Source organism: Pseudomonas sp. HN8-3, from assembly GCF_020790195.1.
In the GTDB taxonomy this organism is placed as follows: Bacteria; Pseudomonadota; Gammaproteobacteria; order Pseudomonadales; family Pseudomonadaceae; genus Aquipseudomonas; species Aquipseudomonas synxantha_A.
The window spans coordinates 3,778,695-3,799,061 of record NZ_CP086206.1 but is presented as its reverse complement, the minus strand read 5'-3'; the positions used below and the strand labels follow the sequence as shown (position 1 = coordinate 3,799,061).

General features: G+C 60.0%; 15 protein-coding genes. 5 read left to right on the top strand and 10 right to left on the bottom strand.

Annotation, left to right across the window (positions count from 1 at the left end):
- Positions 1–8 precede the first annotated feature (8 nt).
- The 7 genes from hpaH to LJX92_RS16650 all read right to left on the bottom strand — a co-directional run bounded on the left by hpaH (position 9) and on the right by LJX92_RS16650 (position 6,493).
- A complete protein-coding gene (gene hpaH, locus LJX92_RS16680; RefSeq protein WP_032880377.1) occupies positions 9–812 on the bottom strand; it encodes a 2-oxo-hept-4-ene-1,7-dioate hydratase in 804 nt (267 codons plus the stop codon).
- 11 nt (positions 813–823) lie between these two features.
- A complete protein-coding gene (locus tag LJX92_RS16675) occupies positions 824–2,128 on the bottom strand; it encodes an MFS transporter (protein ID WP_032880378.1) in 1,305 nt (434 codons plus the stop codon).
- A 46-nt stretch (positions 2,129–2,174) separates the two neighbouring features.
- Positions 2,175–2,567, bottom strand: a complete 393-nt coding sequence (locus LJX92_RS16670) for a 5-carboxymethyl-2-hydroxymuconate Delta-isomerase (RefSeq protein WP_005789539.1) — start codon at positions 2,565–2,567, stop codon at positions 2,175–2,177.
- A gap of 15 nt (positions 2,568–2,582) precedes the next feature.
- Complete coding sequence (gene hpaD, locus LJX92_RS16665) at positions 2,583–3,440, bottom strand: 3,4-dihydroxyphenylacetate 2,3-dioxygenase (protein WP_078821787.1); 858 nt, start codon at positions 3,438–3,440, stop codon at positions 2,583–2,585.
- Positions 3,441–3,594: 154 nt separating this feature from the next.
- On the bottom strand, positions 3,595–5,055 hold the full coding sequence (gene hpaE / locus LJX92_RS16660; protein WP_103733836.1) for a 5-carboxymethyl-2-hydroxymuconate semialdehyde dehydrogenase: 1,461 nt from the start codon (positions 5,053–5,055) through the stop codon (positions 3,595–3,597).
- 5 nt (positions 5,056–5,060) lie between these two features.
- Entirely contained in the window at positions 5,061–5,831 is a 771-nt protein-coding gene (locus LJX92_RS16655; RefSeq protein WP_228308636.1) for a fumarylacetoacetate hydrolase family protein, read from the bottom strand.
- Positions 5,828–6,493 carry a fumarylacetoacetate hydrolase family protein gene (locus LJX92_RS16650; protein ID WP_032880387.1) on the bottom strand — a complete coding sequence of 222 codons (666 nt, stop codon included), beginning with the start codon at positions 6,491–6,493 and terminating at the stop codon, positions 5,828–5,830. The genes LJX92_RS16655 and LJX92_RS16650 overlap by 4 nt, the downstream gene beginning before the upstream one ends.
- A gap of 98 nt (positions 6,494–6,591) precedes the next feature.
- Here LJX92_RS16650 and hpaA point away from each other — a divergent pair, with 98 nt between their 5' ends.
- On the top strand, positions 6,592–7,482 hold the full coding sequence (gene hpaA / locus LJX92_RS16645; RefSeq protein WP_228308635.1) for a 4-hydroxyphenylacetate catabolism regulatory protein HpaA: 891 nt from the start codon (positions 6,592–6,594) through the stop codon (positions 7,480–7,482).
- On the opposite strand, the gene LJX92_RS16640 is transcribed toward hpaA, so the two are convergent.
- Both LJX92_RS16640 and LJX92_RS16635 read right to left on the bottom strand, forming a co-directional pair.
- Positions 7,409–8,878, bottom strand: a complete 1,470-nt coding sequence (locus tag LJX92_RS16640; protein ID WP_228308634.1) for an efflux transporter outer membrane subunit — start codon at positions 8,876–8,878, stop codon at positions 7,409–7,411. The two genes, hpaA and LJX92_RS16640, sit on opposite strands and share 74 nt — an antisense overlap.
- Entirely contained in the window at positions 8,878–9,672 is a 795-nt protein-coding gene (locus LJX92_RS16635) for a helix-turn-helix transcriptional regulator (protein ID WP_032880390.1), read from the bottom strand. The genes LJX92_RS16640 and LJX92_RS16635 overlap by 1 nt, the downstream gene beginning before the upstream one ends.
- A 490-nt stretch (positions 9,673–10,162) precedes the next feature.
- Here LJX92_RS16635 and LJX92_RS16630 point away from each other — a divergent pair, with 490 nt between their 5' ends.
- Positions 10,163–16,432 carry a non-ribosomal peptide synthetase gene (locus LJX92_RS16630; protein ID WP_228308633.1) on the top strand — a complete coding sequence of 2,090 codons (6,270 nt, stop codon included), beginning with the start codon at positions 10,163–10,165 and terminating at the stop codon, positions 16,430–16,432.
- Between the two features lie 48 nt (positions 16,433–16,480).
- Here LJX92_RS16630 and LJX92_RS16625 read toward each other — a convergent pair whose 3' ends face one another.
- Positions 16,481–16,789, bottom strand: a complete 309-nt coding sequence (locus LJX92_RS16625; RefSeq protein WP_005789528.1) for a DUF6124 family protein — start codon at positions 16,787–16,789, stop codon at positions 16,481–16,483.
- Positions 16,790–17,488: 699 nt separating this feature from the next.
- Here LJX92_RS16625 and LJX92_RS16620 point away from each other — a divergent pair.
- The 3 genes from LJX92_RS16620 to LJX92_RS16610 all read left to right on the top strand — a co-directional run bounded on the left by LJX92_RS16620 (position 17,489) and on the right by LJX92_RS16610 (position 20,332).
- A complete protein-coding gene (locus LJX92_RS16620; protein WP_005789527.1) occupies positions 17,489–18,232 on the top strand; it encodes a hypothetical protein in 744 nt (247 codons plus the stop codon).
- Positions 18,232–18,945, top strand: coding sequence for an AAA family ATPase (locus LJX92_RS16615; RefSeq protein WP_032880395.1), 714 nt, complete (start codon positions 18,232–18,234; stop codon positions 18,943–18,945). Before LJX92_RS16620 ends, LJX92_RS16615 begins: the two co-directional genes overlap by 1 nt.
- 445 nt (positions 18,946–19,390) lie before the next feature.
- Complete coding sequence (locus LJX92_RS16610) at positions 19,391–20,332, top strand: TauD/TfdA family dioxygenase (protein WP_228308632.1); 942 nt, start codon at positions 19,391–19,393, stop codon at positions 20,330–20,332.
- The last annotated feature ends 35 nt before the right edge of the window (positions 20,333–20,367 follow it).

Sequence of the window (20,367 nt, the reverse complement as noted above, 5' to 3'; positions counted from 1 at the left end):
TCCAGTGTTCAGACGAAGCGACAGGCGATCGAACCGAGCAGGTCGTAGTCGACGTGGAAGGTATCCCCGGGGCGGGCGGCCACCGGGCGGGTAAACGAGCCGCCGAGAATCACCTGGCCCGGCAGTAAGGTGACGTCATGCGCCGCCAGCTTGTTGGCCAGCCACGCCACGCCCTTGGCTGGGTGGTTGAGCACTGCCGCCGAGACGCCGGACTCTTCGATCACGCCATTGCGATACAGCACCGCCGGCACTTTGCGCAGGTCGATCTCGGTGGGGCGCACAGCCCGGCCACCGAGTACCACGCCGGCATTGGCGGCGTTGTCGGAGATGGTGTCGAACACCTTGCGGGTGGCGTTGGTCTGTGGGTCGACCTGTTGGATGCGTGCGTCGATGATTTCCAGCGCCGGGATCACCCATTCGGTCGCGTCGAGCACATCGAACACCGTGCAGTTGGGGCCCTTGAGCGGCTTGCCAAGGATGAACGCCAGTTCCACTTCCACACGCGGCACGATGAAGCGTTCGAAGGGAATATCACTGCCTTCGTCGAAAAACATGTCATCGAGCAGGGCGCCGTAGTCGGGCTCGGTGATGTTCGAAGAAACCTGCATGGCCCGTGAAGTGAGGCCTATCTTGTGGCCCTTGAGCGTGCGCCCGTTCTTGATCTTTTGCGCAACCCATTCGCGCTGGATGGCGTACGCATCCTCGAGGGTGATGCCGGGGTAGTCGAGGGAAAACTGACGCACCTGTTCGCGGCTGCGTTCGGCGCGGTCCAGGTGGGCGGCAGCCGCGAGGATTTGCTGGGAGTCGAGCATGGCAACGGTCTCTAGTGTGGGTTGACGATGGCGGCCTGAGTGCGCAGCACCAGCAGGCCACCGAGGGCGATAAACAGGGCGAGTACGTACAGGGCCAGGCTGGCGCTCTGGGTGGCGTCGCGCATCCAGCCGATCAGGTAGGGCGCGAGGAACGCGGCGATGCTGCCGAACGAGCTGATCATGGCGATGCCCGCCGCCTGGGTGGTGTTGGAAAGAAACGCCGGCGGCAGTTGCCAGAACATCGGCAGCGCCGCGCTGGCGCCCATGCCGGCGACCACCAACCCGCTCATCACCAGCAGCGCATTGCCGGGCGCCAGGCCCGCGACGGCAATGCCGACAGCGGCCATCAGCAGGGGCACGCATAAATGCCAGCGACGCTCGCGCTGGCGATCGGACGAGCGCCCGCAGCCGAGCATGAAGAAGCAGCCGGCCAGGTAGGGCACGGCGCTGAGCAAGCCGACCTGACTGTCGCGGCCGATGCCGGCGCCGTGGATCAGGGTCGGCATCCAGAACGCCAGGGTGTTGACCGCCAGCATAACCGCAAAGTACACGGCCACCAGCAGCCACACTTGCGGGTCCCGCAGGATGCCGCTGAACGAGGTGATGGTCTTGCGCTGTTCTTCGTTGCTCAACTGGGTGCGCAGTTGCTGTTTTTGTTCGCTGCTCAACCAGTGCACCACTTCGAAACTGTCCGGCAAGCACTTGAGCACCACCAGCCCCAGCAGTACCACGGGCGCACCTTCGATCAGGAACATCCATTGCCAGCCGCGCAGGCTGCCGACGGCGTGGAAATTCTCCAGGATCGCCCCGGAAATCGGCCCGCCCAACACCCCGGCCATGGGCACGGCAATGGCAAACAAGGCGGTGACCTGGGCACGTCGCCGCGCCGGGTACCAGCGGTTGAGAAACACCAGAATCCCCGGGAAAAATCCGGCTTCGGCCACCCCCAGCAAAAAGCGCAGCACGTAGAAGCCCCTAGCACTTTCCACCCACAACATGCCGGTGGAGAGCAGGCCCCACACCACCATCAGGCAGGCGATCCAGCGCCGTGGTCCGACCCGGTCCAGGGCCATGTTGCTGGGCACGCCGAACAGCGCATAGGCAATGAAGAACAGCCCGGCGCCGAAGCCGTACACCGTGTCGCTGAACTGCAGGTCGTGGCTCATCTGCATCTTGGCGAAGCCGATGTTGATACGGTCCAGGTGGGCGAACAGGTAACACACCAGCAACAAGGGCATCAGGCGCCAGGTCACCAAACGATGGGTGCGGTCGTGCTCGGCAAGCCGCAGGCTTGCAGTGGAGTGGGCTGTGCTCATGGTGTTGTACTTTTTGTCTGAGTGGCCGTGAGGGGAGGGCAGGTTTTTATCCCGCCGCGTTATTCAGAAACGCATGCACATTGTTCTGCTTGAAGTTGAGCTGTGGGTGCAACTCGACCATCTCAAACGACAGCGCCAACAACCGCTGCGCCTGCAATTGGGCGAAGTGCGCGGTGATCACCGCGAACACGGCTTCGGCCACCGCCTGGCGCGTGGCCAGGTCGCGGCCGTGGCCGACCTTGAGGGTCATGTGCACGAAGGCGTAGTCATGCTTGCCGTCGGCCATGCGCCAGGTGTCCAGGCGCACACCACGGCTACGGATGCCGCCCAACGGAAACACGCCACTGTCGCCCAGCACGCGGTGGATTTTTTCAAACAGGCCAGGCAAATCGGCCTGAGGTTCAAGGTTGTCGGTGTACTCAGCGATAAAGTGCGGCATAGGTTTCTCCCAAAGCTACAGCGGGAAAATCGCGTTGATCTGGCCAGTGCCCGAACTGCCGAACGGCGGCGTGATGATCTCGGCCGGCTGGGCATAGTCCGGCCCACCCAGCAGGCCCAGGAGCATGGCGGTGTCGTGCATCTTGCCTTCGCCAAAGCAGTGTTCGGCGTAGTCCGGCAGCATGGCGCAGAACTCTTTGAAACGGCCTTGCTGCCACATCTCGACCACGTGCAGGTCTACCTGCTTGTCAAACTCACGGGTCCAGTTGTGGATATTCGCTTCGGCCTGGCGGTCGTCGGAAAAACGGTGGGACAACGAGCCGGACGCCAGCACCAGCACTTTGCGGTCACTCTTTTCGATGGCTCGGCGCACGGCGGCGCCAAAGGCGAAGCTGTCTTCCAGACGATGCCAGGCACACCAGGCGGCAATGGAAATCACCTTGAATTTTTCATCCTCGGGCACGCCCATGTGCATGTAGCGCATGGGCACCAGCGTGCCGTATTCCAGCTCCAGGCTCGGGATGTTATGGGCCATGCTGCGCACGCCGGCCAGGTTGGCTTCGGCGGCGATCAGTTCGCCCAACTCGGGGCAGCCGGGGTAGGCGTAATCCATGTTCTTGATGAAGTGCGGCAGCTCGTTGCTGGTGTAGGTGCCCTGGAACTGCTCGCCACAGTTGACGTGATAACCGCTGTTGACCAGCCAGTGCACGTCGAACACCACGGCGGTGTCGGCCCCCAGTTCGCGGGCGCGCCGGCCGATTTCCTTGTGCCCGGCAATCGCCGCTTCGCGACAGCCGTGATGCTTGCCGGGCAGTTCCGACAGGTACATCGACGGTACGTGGCAGATCTTCGCTGCCAGAACCACTTCGCCCATGATGATTCTCCTGAATAATTATTCTTGTAAGGCTTGTGAGGTCCCTGTGGGAGCTGGCTTGCCTGCGATTGCATCGACTCGGTACGGCTGAAGGACCGCGGTGTCTGCATCGCGGGCAAGCCCGGCTCCCACAGGAGGCTTGTTTGATCCTGGGCTACACACCCCAGCGCGGAATGTGATGACTGCCCATGGAAATACACACGTTCTTGATCTCGGCAAACACTTCAAAGCTGTACTGGCCACCCTCGCGCCCGGTGCCCGAGCCTTTCACCCCGCCAAAGGGCTGACGCAAATCGCGCACGTTCTGGCTATTGATAAATACCATGCCCGCCTCAATACCGCGCGCCAGCCGATGAGCCTTACCGATGTCCTGGGTCCAGATATAGGACGCCAGCCCGTATTCGGTGTCGTTGGCCAGTTGCAGCGCTTCGGCTTCGTCCTTGAACGGGATCAGGCACACCACCGGACCAAAGATTTCTTCCTGGGCGATGCGCATCCGGTTGTTCACATCGGCAAACACCGTTGGCTGGATAAACTGGCCGCGGCTCAGGTGCGCCGGCAAGTTGGCCGGGCGCTCCAGGCCGCCGGCCAGCAGTGTGGCGCCTTCCTCCAGACCGATCTTGATGTAGCCGGTGACCTTGTCGTAATGGGCCTGGGTGATCATCGAACCGACCTGGGTCTTGGGGTCCTGCGGGTCGCCTACGATCAGGCGCTTGGCCCGCGCCGCGAACTCGGCGACAAATTGCGGGTAGACGCTTTCCTGAATAAAGATCCGGCTACCGGCGGTGCACCGCTCGCCGTTCAGGGAGAAGATCGTGAACAGTGCGGCGTCGAGGGCGCGCTCCAGGTCGGCGTCTTCAAAAATCAGCACCGGCGACTTGCCGCCCAGCTCCATGGAGTACTTTTTAAGGCCGGCGGTCTGCATGATTTTCTTGCCGGTGGCGGTGCCGCCGGTAAAGGAAATCGCCCGCACATCCGGGTGGCGTACCAGTGCATCACCAGCGGTGGCGCCGTAGCCCTGGATCACATTGAGCACGCCGTTGGGGATCCCGGCTTCCACCGCCAGGCGTCCCAGTTCATTGGCGGTCAGTGGCGACAGCTCCGACATTTTCAATACGGCGGTATTGCCCAGCGCCAGGCACGGCGCGGTCTTCCAGGTGGCGGTCATGAACGGCACGTTCCATGGCGACACCAACCCGCACACGCCTACCGGCTGGTACAGGGTGTAGTTGAGCATCTGGTCGTCCACCGGATAACTGTGGCCGTCCATGCGGGTGCAGACTTCGGCGAAAAAGTCGAAGTTGTGCGAGGCCCGTGGGATCAGCACGTTTTTGGTCTGGTGGATCGGCAAGCCGGTGTCGAGGGTTTCAAGCTCGGCCAGGCGCGGCACGTTCTGTTCAATCAATTCGCCGAGCTTGCGCATCAAGCGTGCGCGCTCCTTGGCCGGGGTGTTGGCCCACTTGGGAAACGCCTCCTTGGCTGCCGCCACGGCTTGTGCGACTTCATCGGCACCACCGCTGGCGACTTCGCCGATGGCCTCGCCGGTGGCCGGGTTGTAGTTGATGAATACGTCTTTGCTCTCGACCTCACGGCCGTTGATCCAGTGTTTGATCATGGTGCTCAAGCCTCTTTGCGCACGGAGAAAAACTCCGTCTCACTGACAATACGGTTGACCAGGCGGCCCACGCCTTCGACTTCCACCACCACCTCATCGCCCGGCACCACATCGGCCAGGCCCTCGGGCGTGCCGGTGGCGATCATGTCGCCGGGTTGCAGGGTCATGAAGCTGGACAGGTATTCGATGAGGTAGGGGATATCGAAAATCATGTCTTTAGTGCTGCCTTCCTGGCGCAGCTCGCCGTTGATCCAGGTGCGCAATTTCAGGTTGCCTGGGTCGGGCACATCGGCCACGTCGACGATCCACGGGCCCACCGGGGTGGTGGCGTCGCGGTTTTTAACCCGCAGGTTGGGGCGGTAGTAGTTTTCCAGGTAGTCGCGGATCGCGTAGTCGTTGCACACCGTGTAACCGGCCAGGTAGTCCAGGGCGTCGGCGCGCTTGACGTTGCGCGCGGTCTTGCCGATCACCGCCACCAGTTCGCACTCGTAGTGCATGTAGGCGACGTTGTCCGGGCGCCAGGTGACTTGGCGGTGACCGGTGTAGGTGCCGACCGACTTGATAAAGGCCAGCGGTTCGGTCGGCGGTGTGAAGGCCAGTTCGGCGGCGTGATCGGCGTAGTTCAAGCCCAGGGCGAACATGTTGCCGGTGGCGGGCGGCAGCCATTGCACCTGATCTTCGGCAAGCCGCCGGCCATCGCTGAGGCGCACGCTGTAATCGTTGTCTACCTGCACGGCATGGATCTGACCTTCAAAACGGATACGTGCGCGCTTCATGCCAGTGCCTCCGCCTGAACGATATTGAGCAGGCGGCCGACGCCAGTGATTTCAACTTCAACACGATCACCCGGCTGCACATCCACGCGGCCCTCCGGTGTACCGGTGATCAGCACGTCACCGGGATGCAGGGTCATGAACTCGCTGATCTCGGCGATCAATTGTGGGATGTCGCGCACCCAATGGGCGGTGGAGTTTTGCTGGCGCAGCTCGCCATTGACGAAGAGCTTGAGGGCCAGCTCGTTGGGGTTGGCCACTTGATCCCGCTCAATCACTTGCGGGCCCAAGGCGCAAAACCCATCGCGGCATTTGGCTTTGACGGCAGGGCGGTAATAGCTGTCTTCCGGCAGGCTGAATTCGTTGACCACCACATACCCGGCCACATGGGCCATGGCATTGTCCAGGCTGACGCGGCTGGCGCGCTGGCCGATCACCACGCCCAGCGCCGGGCCCGGTTGCAGGCGCTCGCCTGCAGGCTGCAACACCACGCCGCCATGGGCATTACGGGTGTTGGGCGTCTTGATGAACAACACTGGCTTGGTTGGCGGCTTCTGGTAGGGCGCCTGCTCGAAGGCGGCGAGATGTTGGTCCAGCAGGCCCTGGTAGTTCAGCGCAACGCCGAACAGGGTGCCGCTGGCAACATCATGCAGGGTACGGCTCATGCGTTTCTCCTGGCGGTGACGACGGCTGCATAGGCAGTTCGTTAAGTTGTTAACGTTATAATTAATATGTTAACTACCGTCAAGCGTGGCACACTCCGATGGCATCACAACAACAAGAGGAGGGCGAAGTGCAGCCGATTCCCAACATCAACCTCGGGCAGGTCTACGACCAGCGTTACAGCGACGCCGAGGTGCATTACGACAAGCTGGGCAACCTGGCAGGTTTTTTCGGGCGCAATATGGCCGTGCATCGCCATGACCGATTTTTCCAGGTGCATTACGTCAAGAGTGGCGCGGTGCGGGTGTATCTGGACGACCGCCAGTACGTCGAAGCAGGGCCGATGTTTTTTCTCACGCCGCCCACGGTGGCCCACGCCTTCGTCACCGAAGCCGATGCCGACGGGCATGTGCTGACGGTGCGCCAGCAGCTGGTGTGGGGCTTGATCGACGCCGACCCCAGCCTCGCCTCCGGGGCTGCGTGTGTCGCGCTGGGCGCCAACGCCGAAGGGCTGGACCAGCTTTTCGAAGAACTGTGCGGCGAGATCAACGCCGAACGGGCAGGGCGCGCGGCCGCCCTCGACAGCCTGACGCGCCTGATCATGATCCGCCTGCTGCGCCTGTGCGCCCACGCCCTGCCGGCACGGCCGACGGCCCATGAAGACCTGCGGATTTTTCACCGCTTCAACGAACTGATCGAAGCCCATTACCTGGAGCATTGGCCGCTGGCGCGTTATGCCCAGGCCATCGGCGTGACCCAGGCACGCCTCAATGAGGTGTGCCGACGCATCGCCGACCTGCCCTCCAAGCGCCTGATCCTTGAGCGCCTGATGCAAGAGGCCAAACGCCTGCTGTTGTTTACCGGCAGCTCCGCAAATGAAATCTGCTACCAGCTGGGGTTCAAGGACCCGGCGTATTTCAGCCGGTTTTTCCTGCGGTATGCGCAGATGACGCCGGGGGAGTATCGGTTGCGGCAGTCGGCGTTGCGTTGACGCGCCACGCTCCACCCAACGCCGTATACAAGTTCACCTCCGCCACCAGCTGCGCCAGCCTGTCCACGATCAACGCCTGTTGCGAGCTGAACAACGCACGCTGCGCATCGAGGAACGTCAGGTTGCTGTCCACGCCGCTGCGGTAGCGGTGCTGGGCCAGGTCGTAATAGTTCTGGTTGGCGGCGACGAAATCCCGTTGCGCATCCAGTTGGTCGTTGAAGGTCTGGCGAGCGGCAAGGCCGTCGGCCACTTCCTGGAAGGCGCTCTGGATGGACTTTTCGTACTGGGCCACCGTGATGTCCCTCTGCAACTTGGCATAATCGAGGCTGGCACGCAGGCTGCCGGCGTTGAAGATCGGCAGGTTGATTTGCGGCTGGAAGGTCCAGGTGCCCGAGCCGCCCTTGAACAGCCCCGACAGCTCCTTGCTGGTGCTGCCGGCATTGGCCGTGAGGGTCACGGACGGAAAGAACGCAGCACGGGCGGCGCCGATATTGGCGTTGGCCGCCTGCAACTGGTATTCGGCCTGGAGGATATCCGGGCGGCGTTGCAGCAGGTCGGAGGGCAACCCGGCGGGGACGCGGGCGACCAGATCATCGGCCAGCGGGCGAGCGGGCAGATGCTCATCCACCGGGCCGCCCACCAGCAGCACGAGGTTGTTAAGGTCCTGGGCGACCTGGCGTTCATAGCGTGCGACGCTGGCGCGGGTGCTTTCCACTGCGGTACGGGCTTGCACCACCTCCAGCGCCGAAGCTTTGCCTGCGTTTTTGCTGCGGCTGGTCAGTTGCCAGCTGTGGTCGTTGGCCACCAGGGTTTGCTCGGCCAGGGCCAGTAGTTCCTGATCGGCGCGCCAGGTCAGGTAGGCGTTGGCCACGTTCGCCACCAGGCTCAATTGCGCACTGCGCCGGGCTTCTTCGGTGCCCAGGTAAGTCAGCAACGCCTGTTCGCTGAGGCTGCGCACGCGGCCGAACAGGTCCAGCTCATAAGCGCTCAGGCCCAAGGTGGCGGAATAGTTGGAGGTGATCGCCGATTTGCCGGTGCCTGTCACGTTACCCGGCAATTTCTGACGCTTGCCGGCACCGCTGGCGGAGATCGCCGGGAACAGGTCGGCGCGCTGTATACGATACTGCGCCTGGAACGCCTCTACATTCAGGGCGGCTACCCGCAGGTCGCGGTTGTTGACCAGGGCATCGGCAATCAACCGTTGCAGCGCCGGGTCGTGGAACAGCTGCTGCCAATCCGGATTCTGCGTCAGGTCGCCGGCCTGCGCCAGGCTGTACACGCCGCCTTGAGGAAACTGCGCAGGCGTCGGCGCTGTTGGCCGCTGATACTCGGGGATCAGCGAACAGCCACTGAGCGTCCACGCCACCCCGACGCAGCAAAGCATCCGTTTGTTCATCAGGCACCCACCATCCATTTGGCCAGGCCATGCCGGCCGCTCACGCCCAGCTTGGCGGCGGCGCGCTTGAGGTAGGTTTCGATCGAGCTGTTTTTCACACTGAGTTTTTCCGCGATCTGCGGCACGGTGCCGCCGGTCAGCAGGCCGAGGCACACTTCCTGCTCACGCGCCGAAAGGGTGATATCGCTCAGAGCCAGGCGCTTGTAGAACTCGCGCTGCAATTGCGATTGTTCCAGCAGGGTGTGGGCCGGCTCAATCTCGGCGTGCGGCACCTGGCGCAGCAGTTGCGCGTGCCGCTCCATCAACGGCAACAGGGTGTCCGACAAGCACTTGAGAAACGACAACTCAGCCAGGGAAAACCCACGCTGGGTTGGCGGCCGGTAGAACGAAATCACACAGCGTCGATTCCCTTGGCGCGATACCAGGTTGCACTGGTGCGAACTGCCCAACGGGTGCGCGCTGTTGGCCTTGGCTTTCATCTGGATCAACAACGGGTCTTGCATGCGCAGCATTTCGCGCATCAGCGGGTGGTCGTTCAACGGGTGCAGTGTCTGGGGTACAGACAACTCCTTTTTCAGCCCGGCGCTGCCCAGCAGCTTGATGTCGAGCACGCGGTCGCGCAGCTCATCGAGCGTCCATTCGCTGAGGTCCACCAGGTGAATCGGCACCCATTTGTCTACCAGGTGCAACATGTCTGCGGCGAAGCGTTCATGGCCGCTGTTTGAAATCAACTCGCCCATTTCGGCATAAAAATGCGGGCCCTGTGTGTCGCCAATACTGCGGGTCAGACTCATAGCCATTTCATCCTTGATGTCGAAAACCGTCTGCGGAGGCTCCGGGCTGCGGCGGGGCGATCCGTACTGCTTGAACGTAACTCGGCGTTCGAGATTTTATTTAGCCATATGGATTTGTCCTACGTATGTAGCGGAAACGAGGGACACAAGCTGCCATAAAATCTGCGTCATTATTCCGACGTTTCTGGTCAATAAAACCGGCAACGAACGCTCGCAAGGTATTTTTAGGTTTAAGTAACTGGATGATATTTAAAGTAAAAGTCTAAATTCTTGCAGAGGTTCAAAGTGCCAGCATCGGCCATGTATAGCCAATTTCCTACAGCGCTTTAATCGTTTCAGCAGTGAACGACCCACCAAGCCCGTTCCATCCATTTGAATGTCCGGGTTTCGGGTGACAGACGCCTGCGGCCCCCCCATGCTCAAATCCGGCAAATTCGGCGTAATGGGCCACCCTGCGCGGCCAGTGCCTGACCTCCATGAGAAGGATCTTATGCAGTATTCCTCCCGCCAGCCGGCCAGCTTCCCCCTTACTGCCGCCCAACAGGACATTTGGCTTGATCAGATGCGCGTGGGCGATTCGCCGCTGTATAACATTGGCGGCTATCTGGATGTTGCCGGCCCAGTGATGCCCGAGCGCATCCAGCAGGCCGTAGCGCAGCTGGTGTCCAGACACGATGCGTTGCGCATTCAATTGCATACCGACGCCGAAGGGCTGGCGCGGCAAACCTTCGCTTCGGCACTGCCGGTGGACGTGGCCTTGCATGACTTCGCGGCGTTACCCGACCCGTGCGCCGCGAGCCGGGCCCTGATGCAGGCGCAAATGGCCCGACCGTTCATGATGAGCGGCGCGCCGCTGGTGCGCGTCCTGCTGGTCAAACTCGACGACGACCACTACCACCTCGGTATCCAGGCTCACCACCTGATTCTCGACGGCTGGGGCTTCGGCCAGTTGGTGCAGTCCCTCGCGCAGTTGTATACCGCCCTAGAGCAAGGCCGGCACGTGGAGCCGTTCGCACCGTCCTATATCGACTTTATCGACACCGACCAGCACTACCTGCACTCGGCCCGTTACGCCCGTGACCGTGACTATTGGCTGGACAAGTTCCAGGTACTGCCCGAGCCACTGCTGACGCCGAAGCAAACCACCAAGGCGTCGAGCAACACCTTCCTGGAAGGCTTTGCGGTGGCGCTGCTCAACCGTATGGAGCAGGTCGCCAACCGCTGCCAGGCGTCGGCTTTTCATGTGCTGCTGGCGGCGATGTATGTGTATTTCAGCCGCACCAGTCAACGCCAGGAATGGGTAGTGGGGCTGCCGATTCTCAACCGCTCCAACGCGCGTTTTCGCGCTACCGTCGGCATGTTTGCCCAGGTCAGTGCGGTGCGTTTTCAGTTCAGCGAAGGGTTGCCTTTTGGTGAGCTGGTGCGCGGCATACGCGATCAGCTCAAGCAGGATTTCCGCCATCAGCGCTTCCCGTTAAGCGAGATGAACCGTGAGCTGGGCCTGCGACGAACCGATCGCGGGCAGTTGTTCGACCTGTCGGTGTCGTTCGAGCAGGACGACCATGACCTGCGTTTTGGTCAGGTGCAGGCGCGTGCCATCAAGGTGTCCAACCACCATGAGGCATTGCCGATTGCCATTCACCTGCGCAGCAACCGCTACCAGGACAGCGCGTGGCTGCATTGCGTCTACAACGAGGCGTACTTCCAGCACGACGAAGTCCAGGCGATGGCGCGCGGCTTCACCTGGCTGTTGGAGCAAGGGCTGGAAGACCCCTCGCTGCCAGTCGGTGAGTTTTCCATGCTGGCGCCTGAAGCTCAGGCTCGGCTGCTGCACTGGAACGCCACCGCGCAGCCCAACGCATTGCCGCAAACCTTGCACCGGCGGATTGAAGCGCAAGCCGCACACACGCCCGACGCCATTGCCGCGGTGTATCAGGGCCATCAGCTGACCTACGCCCACCTCAACCGTCAGGCCAATGCCCTGGCGCATCAACTATTGGCACACGGCGTACAGCCGGATGATCGCGTGGCCGTGCTGGCCCGACGCGGGCTGGACACGTTGGCGGGGTTGTTGGCAGTGCTCAAATCCGGCGCCTGCTACGTGCCGCTGGATCCGGCCCATCCGGCTGAACGCCTGGACTACCTGCTGCAAGACAGTGCGCCTGTGGCAATCCTGACCCAGCAGGATTTGCGCCAGCGCCTGCCTGTCTCCACGGTGCCAGTGATCGCGCTGGAGCAGGTCACCTCGCACATCGACAGTAACCCCGAGGTTGCGGTCTCGCCGTCGAACCTGGCCTATGTGATTTACACCTCCGGCTCCACCGGCTTGCCCAAGGGCGTGATGGTGGAGCACCACAGCGTATCGAACCTGGTGGACTGGCACTGCCGGGCGTTCGACCTGCACGCGGGCAGCCATACCGCCAGCGTCGCCGGCTTTGGTTTTGATGCCATGGCCTGGGAAGTCTGGCCGGCGTTATGCGTGGGTGCAACGCTGCACCTGCCACCGGCCCACGACGGTGCGGAAGATATCGATGCGCTGCTCGACTGGTGGCGCGCGCAGCCATTGGACGTGTGTTTCCTGCCCACGCCTGTGGCCGAATACGCCTTCAGCCAGCAGCTTGGGCATCCCACCTTGCGCACCTTGCTGATTGGCGGCGATCGCCTGCGCACGTTCACCCAGGCGCAGACATTTGAACTGATCAACAACTACGGCCCTACCGAAGCCACCGTGGTTGCCACCTCTGGAGCCGTTGAGGTGGGCCAGCCGCTGCACATCGGCGCGCCGGTCGCCAACGCCCAGGTTTATCTGCTGGATGCGCAACAACGCCCGGTGCCGATTGGCGCAGTGGGGGAGTTGTATGTGGGCGGCAAGGGCGTGGCGCGGGGGTATCTGAACCGTCCTGAACTGAATGCCGAACGCTTCCTGGACGATCCTTTCAACGGCGCGCGTATGTACCGCACCGGCGATCTGGCGCGCTGGCTGCCGGACGGCAATCTTGAGTACCTGGGACGCAACGACGACCAGGTAAAAATCCGCGGTGTACGCATCGAACTGGGGGAAATCGAATCGGCCCTGGCCGCCCACCCGGCGATCAAGGACGCGGTAGTGCAGTTTCGCCAAGGGCAATTGCTGGCCTGGTTTATCCCGCGCGAGCCAGTCGATATCCAAACCCTGCGCGCCCATCTGCAGGCCTCGTTACCTGACTACATGGTGCCGGCGGCCTATGTCCGCCTTGAGGCGTTGCCCCTGACCGCCAATGGCAAGCTCGACCGCAAAGCCTTGCCCGCACCCAGCCAGGAAGCTTTTGTCACTCGCCGCTTCGAAGCTGCGCAGGCCGGTGTGGAAGCTACCCTTGCGCAGATCTGGGCCGAGTTGCTGCACGTGCAGCAAGTAGGGCGCCACGACCATTTCTTCGAGTTGGGCGGGCATTCGCTGTTGGCGGTGCAACTGGTGCAGCGCATGCGCCAGGCCGGGCTGCGTGCCGATGTGCAGGTGCTGTTCGGCCAGCCAACGTTGGCGGCGCTGGCGGCAGCGTGTGGCGGTAATGAAATGGCGGTGCCAGACAATCGAATCCCGCCAGGCTGTACGCATATCACTACCGATCTGCTCGCCTTGGCCGAGCTGGATCAAGCCAGCCTCGACCGCATCGTCGCAAGCATCCCTGGTGGCGCAGCGAATGTGCAGGAAATCTACCCGCTGGCGCCGTTGCAGGAAGGCTTGCTTTATCACCACATCACCGATGCACACGACCCGTATCAGCAACAGGCTCTGTTCAGCTTTGCGCGCCGCGAGCAACTGGATGCCTTCGCCCACGCCCTGCAACAAGTGATCGACCGCCATGACATCCTGCGCACCAGCCTGGTGTGGGATGCCCTTGAACAACCGATGCAGGTGGTGTGGCGAAAAGCGCGGTTGCGGGTCGAACCGCTGCGCGAGCCGGCTCAACCGCTGGACTTGCGCCAGGCGCCGCTGATGGCCCTGGACTACGCCGAAGAACCTCACCATCAGCGCTGGATCGCCAGGCTGCGCTTTCATCACCTGGTCAACGATGCCACTTCGACCACCCTGTTGGTGGACGAGATCCGCGCCCATCTGCTCGGCCAACAGGCGCAACTGCCCGTGCCGGTGCCGTACCGCAATGTGGTGGCGCAAGCCCGATCAGCCGTGCGCCAGGCTGCGCACGAGGCGTTCTTTCGCCAGCAGTTGGCAGAGGTGGATGAGCCGACCCTGGCGTTTGGCGTGCAGGAGCGCCAGGCCAAGCGTGCCGAGACCGAAGAAGCCGAACGCCTGCTCAGCGACGCGCTCAACCTGCGCCTGCGCAGCCAGGCCCGCGCTCTTGGCGTGAGCGCCGCGAGCCTGTTCCACCTGGCCTGGGCCCAGGTACTCAGCCGGGTGGCGAGCCGCGACGATGTGGTGTTCGGCACCGTACTGCTTGGCCGCTTGCAAGCCGGCGAGGGTGCCGAGCGGGCGTTGGGCATGTTCATCAACACCTTGCCGCTGCGCCTGCGCCTGGTCGGGCAAAACGTGGTGGATGCACTGCACGACACCCACACACAACTGAGCGCCTTGCTCGCTCATGAACAAGCCTCCCTGGCGTTGGCCCAGCGTTGCAGCGGCGTGTCACCGTTGTTCAACAGTCTGCTCAATTACCGCCACACCTCGGCCGATCCCGAACTGAAACTGGTACCGGGCATGGCCTTGCTCAACAGTGAAGATATCCTCAGTTACCCGCTGATGTTGACGGTGGATGACGTGGCCAGCGGTTTCCGGCTCAAAGCCAAGGCGCCGTGCACAGTCGGTGCCGAGCGGGTCCTGAGCTACTTTGACACGGTGCTCAACGGCCTGGTGGATGCGCTTGAGCAGGCGCCGAAAATGCCGCTTGGCGACATACAGGTGTTGCCCGCCAGCGAGTTGCACACCCAGTTGTCAGGCTTCAACGCCACCGCCACGGACTACCCGCAAACCCTCACCGTCCAGGCGCTGTTCGAAGCCCATGCGCGGGACATTCCCGATGCCATCGCGGTGCAGGCCGGCGAACAGCAACTGACCTATCGCGAACTCAACGAACGCGCCAACCAGTTGGCCTTTCACTTGCGTGAGCACGGGGTAGAGCCCGACTCGCGGGTGGCACTGTGTGTGGAGCGTGGGTTGGAGCTGGTGGTGGGGTTATTGGCCATTCTCAAGGCGGGCGGTGCCTATGTGCCCCTCGACCCGGGCTACCCACGCGAACGCCTGGCCTACATGCTCGCCGACAGCCAGCCGGTGGCGCTGCTGGTACACGGCGCTACCCGCGAAGTGCCGGGCGAGGTTGCAATCCCCGTGATCGACTTCGACCACTGCACCTGGAGCCAGGCGCCGACCGACAATCCGTCGGTACCGGGTTTGAGCGTCGCCAACCTGGCCTACGTGATGTACACCTCGGGCTCCACCGGCATCCCCAAGGGCGTGATGATCGAACATCGCGGCCTGGGTAACCTGCTGCACTGGGGCTCGCAATTGTGCCCCGACGCCGCAGGCGGCGCCTTGTTGCAGCGCGCGCCATTCAGTTTTGACGGTTCGGTGTGGGAACTGTTCTGGCCATTGAGCAACGGTATGCGCCTGGTGCTGGCGCGGCCCGATGGTCATCGTGAACCTGCGTATCTGGCCCAGTTGATTCGCGAGCAGCAGATCAGCGTGATCAAGTTTGTGCCGGCGATGTTGCAGCAGTTTCTTGAGCTGGACGAGTCGGCCCTGTGCACCAGCCTCACCGATGTGTTGTGCGGCGGCGGCGAACTGACCGAAGCCCTGGCCCGTGGTGTGCAGGCGCGCTTGCCCAAGGTGCGCTTGCACAACGTCTACGGCCCTACCGAAGCCACGGTCGACAGCAGCGCCTGGACCCTCGAACCCGGCGCGCCAGTACCCGCGGTGCAACTGCCGATTGGCCGGCCGATCAACAATACCCGCTTGTACGTGTTGGATGCCCATGACGCACCGGTACCCATCGGCATCAGCGGTCAACTGCATATCGGTGGTGTGGGAGTAGCCCGTGGCTACCTGGGGTTGGAGCAGATGACTGCCGAGCGGTTTATCGACAACCCCTTCGTTGTCGGTGACCGCCTGTATCGCACGGGCGACCTGGTGCGCTACCTGCCGGACGGCAATCTGGAGTTCCTTGGGCGTAATGACTTCCAGGTCAAACTGCGCGGCGTGCGCCTGGAGTTGGGCGAAATCGAAGCACGCCTGAGTGCACACCCGGCGTTGCGTGAAGTGGCGGTACTGATTCGCGATGAGCGCCTGGTCGCCTACTTCACCCTGCGCGGCCAGGCGCCGAGCCTGGAAGACTTGCGCGCCCATGTGCTGGAGCAACTGCCGGAAGTCATGGTGCCGGCCGCCTTTGTACAACTCGACGCACTGCCCCTGAACCCCGCCGGCAAACTCGACCGCAAGGCCCTGCCGGAGCCGGGCCTGGACGCGGTGCTCAGCCGTGCCTACGAAGCGCCCCAGGGCGAAGTGGAAACCTTGATGTCCGGCATCTGGGCCGACGTACTGAAACTGGAGCGGGTAGGGCGCCACGACCATTTCTTCGAACTGGGCGGGCACTCGCTGCTGGCAGTCAACCTGGTGGCCCGCCTGCGCAAGGCCGGGCTGGAAGTGGACGCACGCACCTTGTTTAGCCAGCCAACCCTGGCGCAACTCGCCGCCAGGACCGTGGCGAAGGTCCAGCGCGTTGAAGTGCCACAAACCGCCATCCCCGCCCTCAACCGCCGCCGCAGGATCTGAGGATTGGAATGCATTCAATCTGGGAGGGGGCTTGCCCCCTCCCACATTTTACGGTGCTGCCTTCAAGGGCTTCATGCACTCGATAGAGCGATCCACTGTGGTTCTGGCGATCTCCAGCAAATGCCACACCGCCAGAATCTTCGCCCGCACGGGGCTGTCCAGCAGCTCGCTACAATCGAGCGCTGTCGCTGAGGCACTGTCGAGCAGGCTGGCGGTGTACAGCAACGCATCTTCAAAACTCAGATCGTCGTTGACGCTGTGAAAACCCTGCCTGGGCAGGTAATGGTCAATGGCGCGGTTGAACGCGGCACGGGTTTTTGCGGGGTCGAAGGGTGGGTCGGGTAAGACTTTATTCATGGTGTAGCTCCAACTGGTAGATAAGGAGCCGACCCCTTCGCGACTAAACGGAGGGTGGCGGCTGTACGCAGGTTAGTCGACCGGCCAGTTGGATCCGGCGCACCCTAAGGTGCCCTGCGCACAGCCACCATGAACAGGGTGACAGCTTGCGCACAACTGGAATCCGGGCGACTAAACCCGATCACTGATGAGCAGTGACGGATCGCAGACTAGCCACCGATTCCAACCGGCACAAGGCGGCGGGGATTGTCTCGGAAATGTCCTGCAATTTAAAGAGAGATGGCTTGCTGGCCTTTTAAAATTGTTTCGAGAATAAGAGCTGGCCGGACCGTTTGTCGGATTAGTTACCTACTTTCTTGGGTTTCACGTTGTTTCCTACGCAGAGTCCGTTCGCAGTTAATTTTCATATCAGAAAAATGATGATTTATAAGGCGTTAATTTCGCTAGGGATTATCACGGTGTGAAAGTTTGAATCATTCTTTTCTTCTTTGAGGAACTATTGGTGGTCCGATTTTAATGAGTGAAATTTCCTAGTTGGAAGTAATGCTTTTCCTAATGGTAGAGTTTACTTTTCTTGCGTGATTTTCTACTTCTACTAAATTGTGGGAGTTGCTTAAATTAAGTGGAGTACCATTAATTCTGAGGGGTTTGAAAGTGAAAGAGTCAGAGGAGGATGGTGCCATTTCCATGAGGTGAGCCATGTATATCTATCCCTTATCTAAACCGATTTTACTATCGATGCTTTTTGTTAAGGAGCAGTTAAAGGAACCCGTTGCAGTGCTCTGGATAGTGATATCCCCCGCAGTCACCTTCTACTTGATAACTTACGCCAGAATCTCTGGTGAGGAAGCAACCCGTGACTACGCGTCTGCCACTTCATGGTTCTACGCTTTCATTTCTTCAAGCGTCGCGTTGTTTGGATTGGCTTTTTATATAGTGGGGCGCAGGGAAAGTGGTTTTTTACGTTCCTTTGTTTATACAAGACGTACCAAGCTAATTTTTCTCGTTGGGCAGTTTTTGGCGTACTCCTTCATGTCTGTTATCTATTGCTCCGTTTTTTATGTACTGACGCGAGGTTATTTTGGTTCGATGGCGATGGAAGAATGGATTGTCATAGTTGGGCGTTTTTATATGTGCTTCTTGTTGTTTTCCACGCCCTCGCTTTTGCTGACGCTACTGCCTATCGGCTTTCAAAATACCAACACTCTTTTCTCCATGATTTCAGTCGGGATGTTGGCATTAGGTATCGGTAGCCTGAACACTTCACATCCAGTGCTTAACGTGATCGGCATCTTTAATCCGATGGAATGGGCCAATCGCATCATGACGATGGGAGTATCTGAATCCGCACCTGTGGTGGCGGGGGTTGTAGGGTTGATCAGCGTCACAGGGTGGTTGGTGTTCCGATTTTTACTCATCAATCCTGTTTGGAGTCGGTACTAATGAAAAGGCTGCTCGTGGATGAACTGAATTTAAGATATGCCCAGCATGTTTTATTCAATAGCGCTTCATTGGCGGTCGAGGCGGGGGCGATCACAGGTTTGTTGGGGCCTAATGGATCCGGAAAAACCAGCTTTTTTGACGTGGTCTGTGGTCTGAAAAAAATGAATGGCGGGAAAGTGCATCATTCATTTTCCAAGCTGCTTTACCTATCGCAAATCATCGCAACGCCGCCTGTCTTTCGCATGTTTGATGTTTTCAAGATGATGATGCTTTTTTGTTCCGACACGCCGATTACGCAACGGCACGCCTTGGACAAAATTGAAAAGTGGAGCCCCGGCATTGCTGAGCGTTACCGCGAAATCTGGGCGAAAAAATCATCCCTTTGCAGCTATGGTGAAAAGCGCTGGTTTTTTACGCTGTCCTTGCTGTCCGTCAACGCAGATCTGGTGATTCTGGATGAGCCGACCGCGGGTGTTGACCCCGAATTTCGTTATCACATCTGGAGGTGTCTGGAGGGAGCGGCCGCAGAGGGAGTCGCGGTACTTGTTTCATCACATAACGTCGATGAGATCGTCACTCACTGCGATGATTTCTACATGCTGAGCCAACAGCGTTTCAATCGTTTCACCGATGCCGAGGGTTTCATGAGCAGTTACGGTGGGAGTACCTTGGATGAGGCATTTATTCACGCAGCGAGCCTGCCCAGAATCTGAGAGCTGACAATGTGCTCGACTCCACTATCGCTGTCGAATTCTGATGTGGAAGGTATTCAATGTGGGAGGGGCCCCCCGATAGCGGAGTGTCAGCAGCAAATATCTCCACTGACTCGGCCCCATCGGGAGCAAACCCCCTCCCACATTTTGAGGTTTTGCCTTCAAGGCCTTCATGCCCTCAATGGAGCGATGCACTGTGGTTCTGGCTATCTCCAGCAAATGCTACACGGCCAGAATCATCTTCCTGCAATTTAAAGAGAGATGGCTTGCTGGCCCTTTACAAACCATGACAAAACGCCAGCAGTGACAGCTCATATTTTGGCGTAGGAAAAATCTGTCATGACGAGCGTTGATGGCTACCCTGATGAGGTTTCGCTTTTTCAGACAAGGTTGAGCTTAGTTAAATGGAGGCTCCTACCCACCAACGTAAAGGATTGCGATGAACATGGATGTCAGTCATTTTCGTCAAGAGGCAGCCAAAGTCAGACTTTCAAAAGCCGCATTTGATGAGTTGTTGTGCGCAAAGAATATAGTCGAGTCCAGTGGCCAAAATCATCGCTTCGATACAACACCTGCCTGCATCAATCCGCTTAGCTCACCCATCCTGCATGCGGAATTAAACAATATTCGAAACATGATTGACCATGAAACTCATGTGTTGATCTTGGATGGCTTTAAAGTCGATAGCCTCGCAGTCTTCAAATCACTCATTTGGACATTTGGCTCTTTGCTGGGAAAGCCAATGGTGCAGAATCATCTCGGTCATAAGGTTATTGAAGTATACGATCGGGGCGGTAAGAGTATTGAAGAGGGTGCCAGATACCACCAAACCCGGCAGGGTGCTTACGTACACAACGATGGTGTGGGTGACCCGCTACCTATCGACTATTTGATCTTGGCGTGTGGTCAGAAAGCACTGCTGGGTGGTGAAAGCATTCTGATTAATGCGAGCGCGGTCTACGCAGAGCTGATGACGTTTCCAGATGTACTGACACAGCTGAAATGCGATTTCTTTTTTGAGAATCGAGGCATGGCCGAGGATGAGACGCTGTTTAAAGCGCCCATCTTGAGTTTTTCAGACGCAGGCATTCCTTTGATCAGGTATTTTCGTGTCTACATTGAGTCGGCTCATCTGAAGGCTGGTGTCCCGTTGACCCTCGCACAAACTCAGGCGCTGAATATACTGGATGCTGTGCTCGACCAGTCTTCAGTCCAGCATCGCATACTGCTTGAACCAGGGCAGGTATTGATTTCTGCCGACAACAAGTTCCTGCATACCCGCACGCATTTCATAGACAGGAATGTTCCCTGTGCGCAGATCAATGATGATGAGCGGCTGAGCGATCTCAATCGCTACATGCTACGGATGTGGTTACGCAAGCCATGATGCCTGGCTTGCCCTGCATAACTGATTCCTCCCTG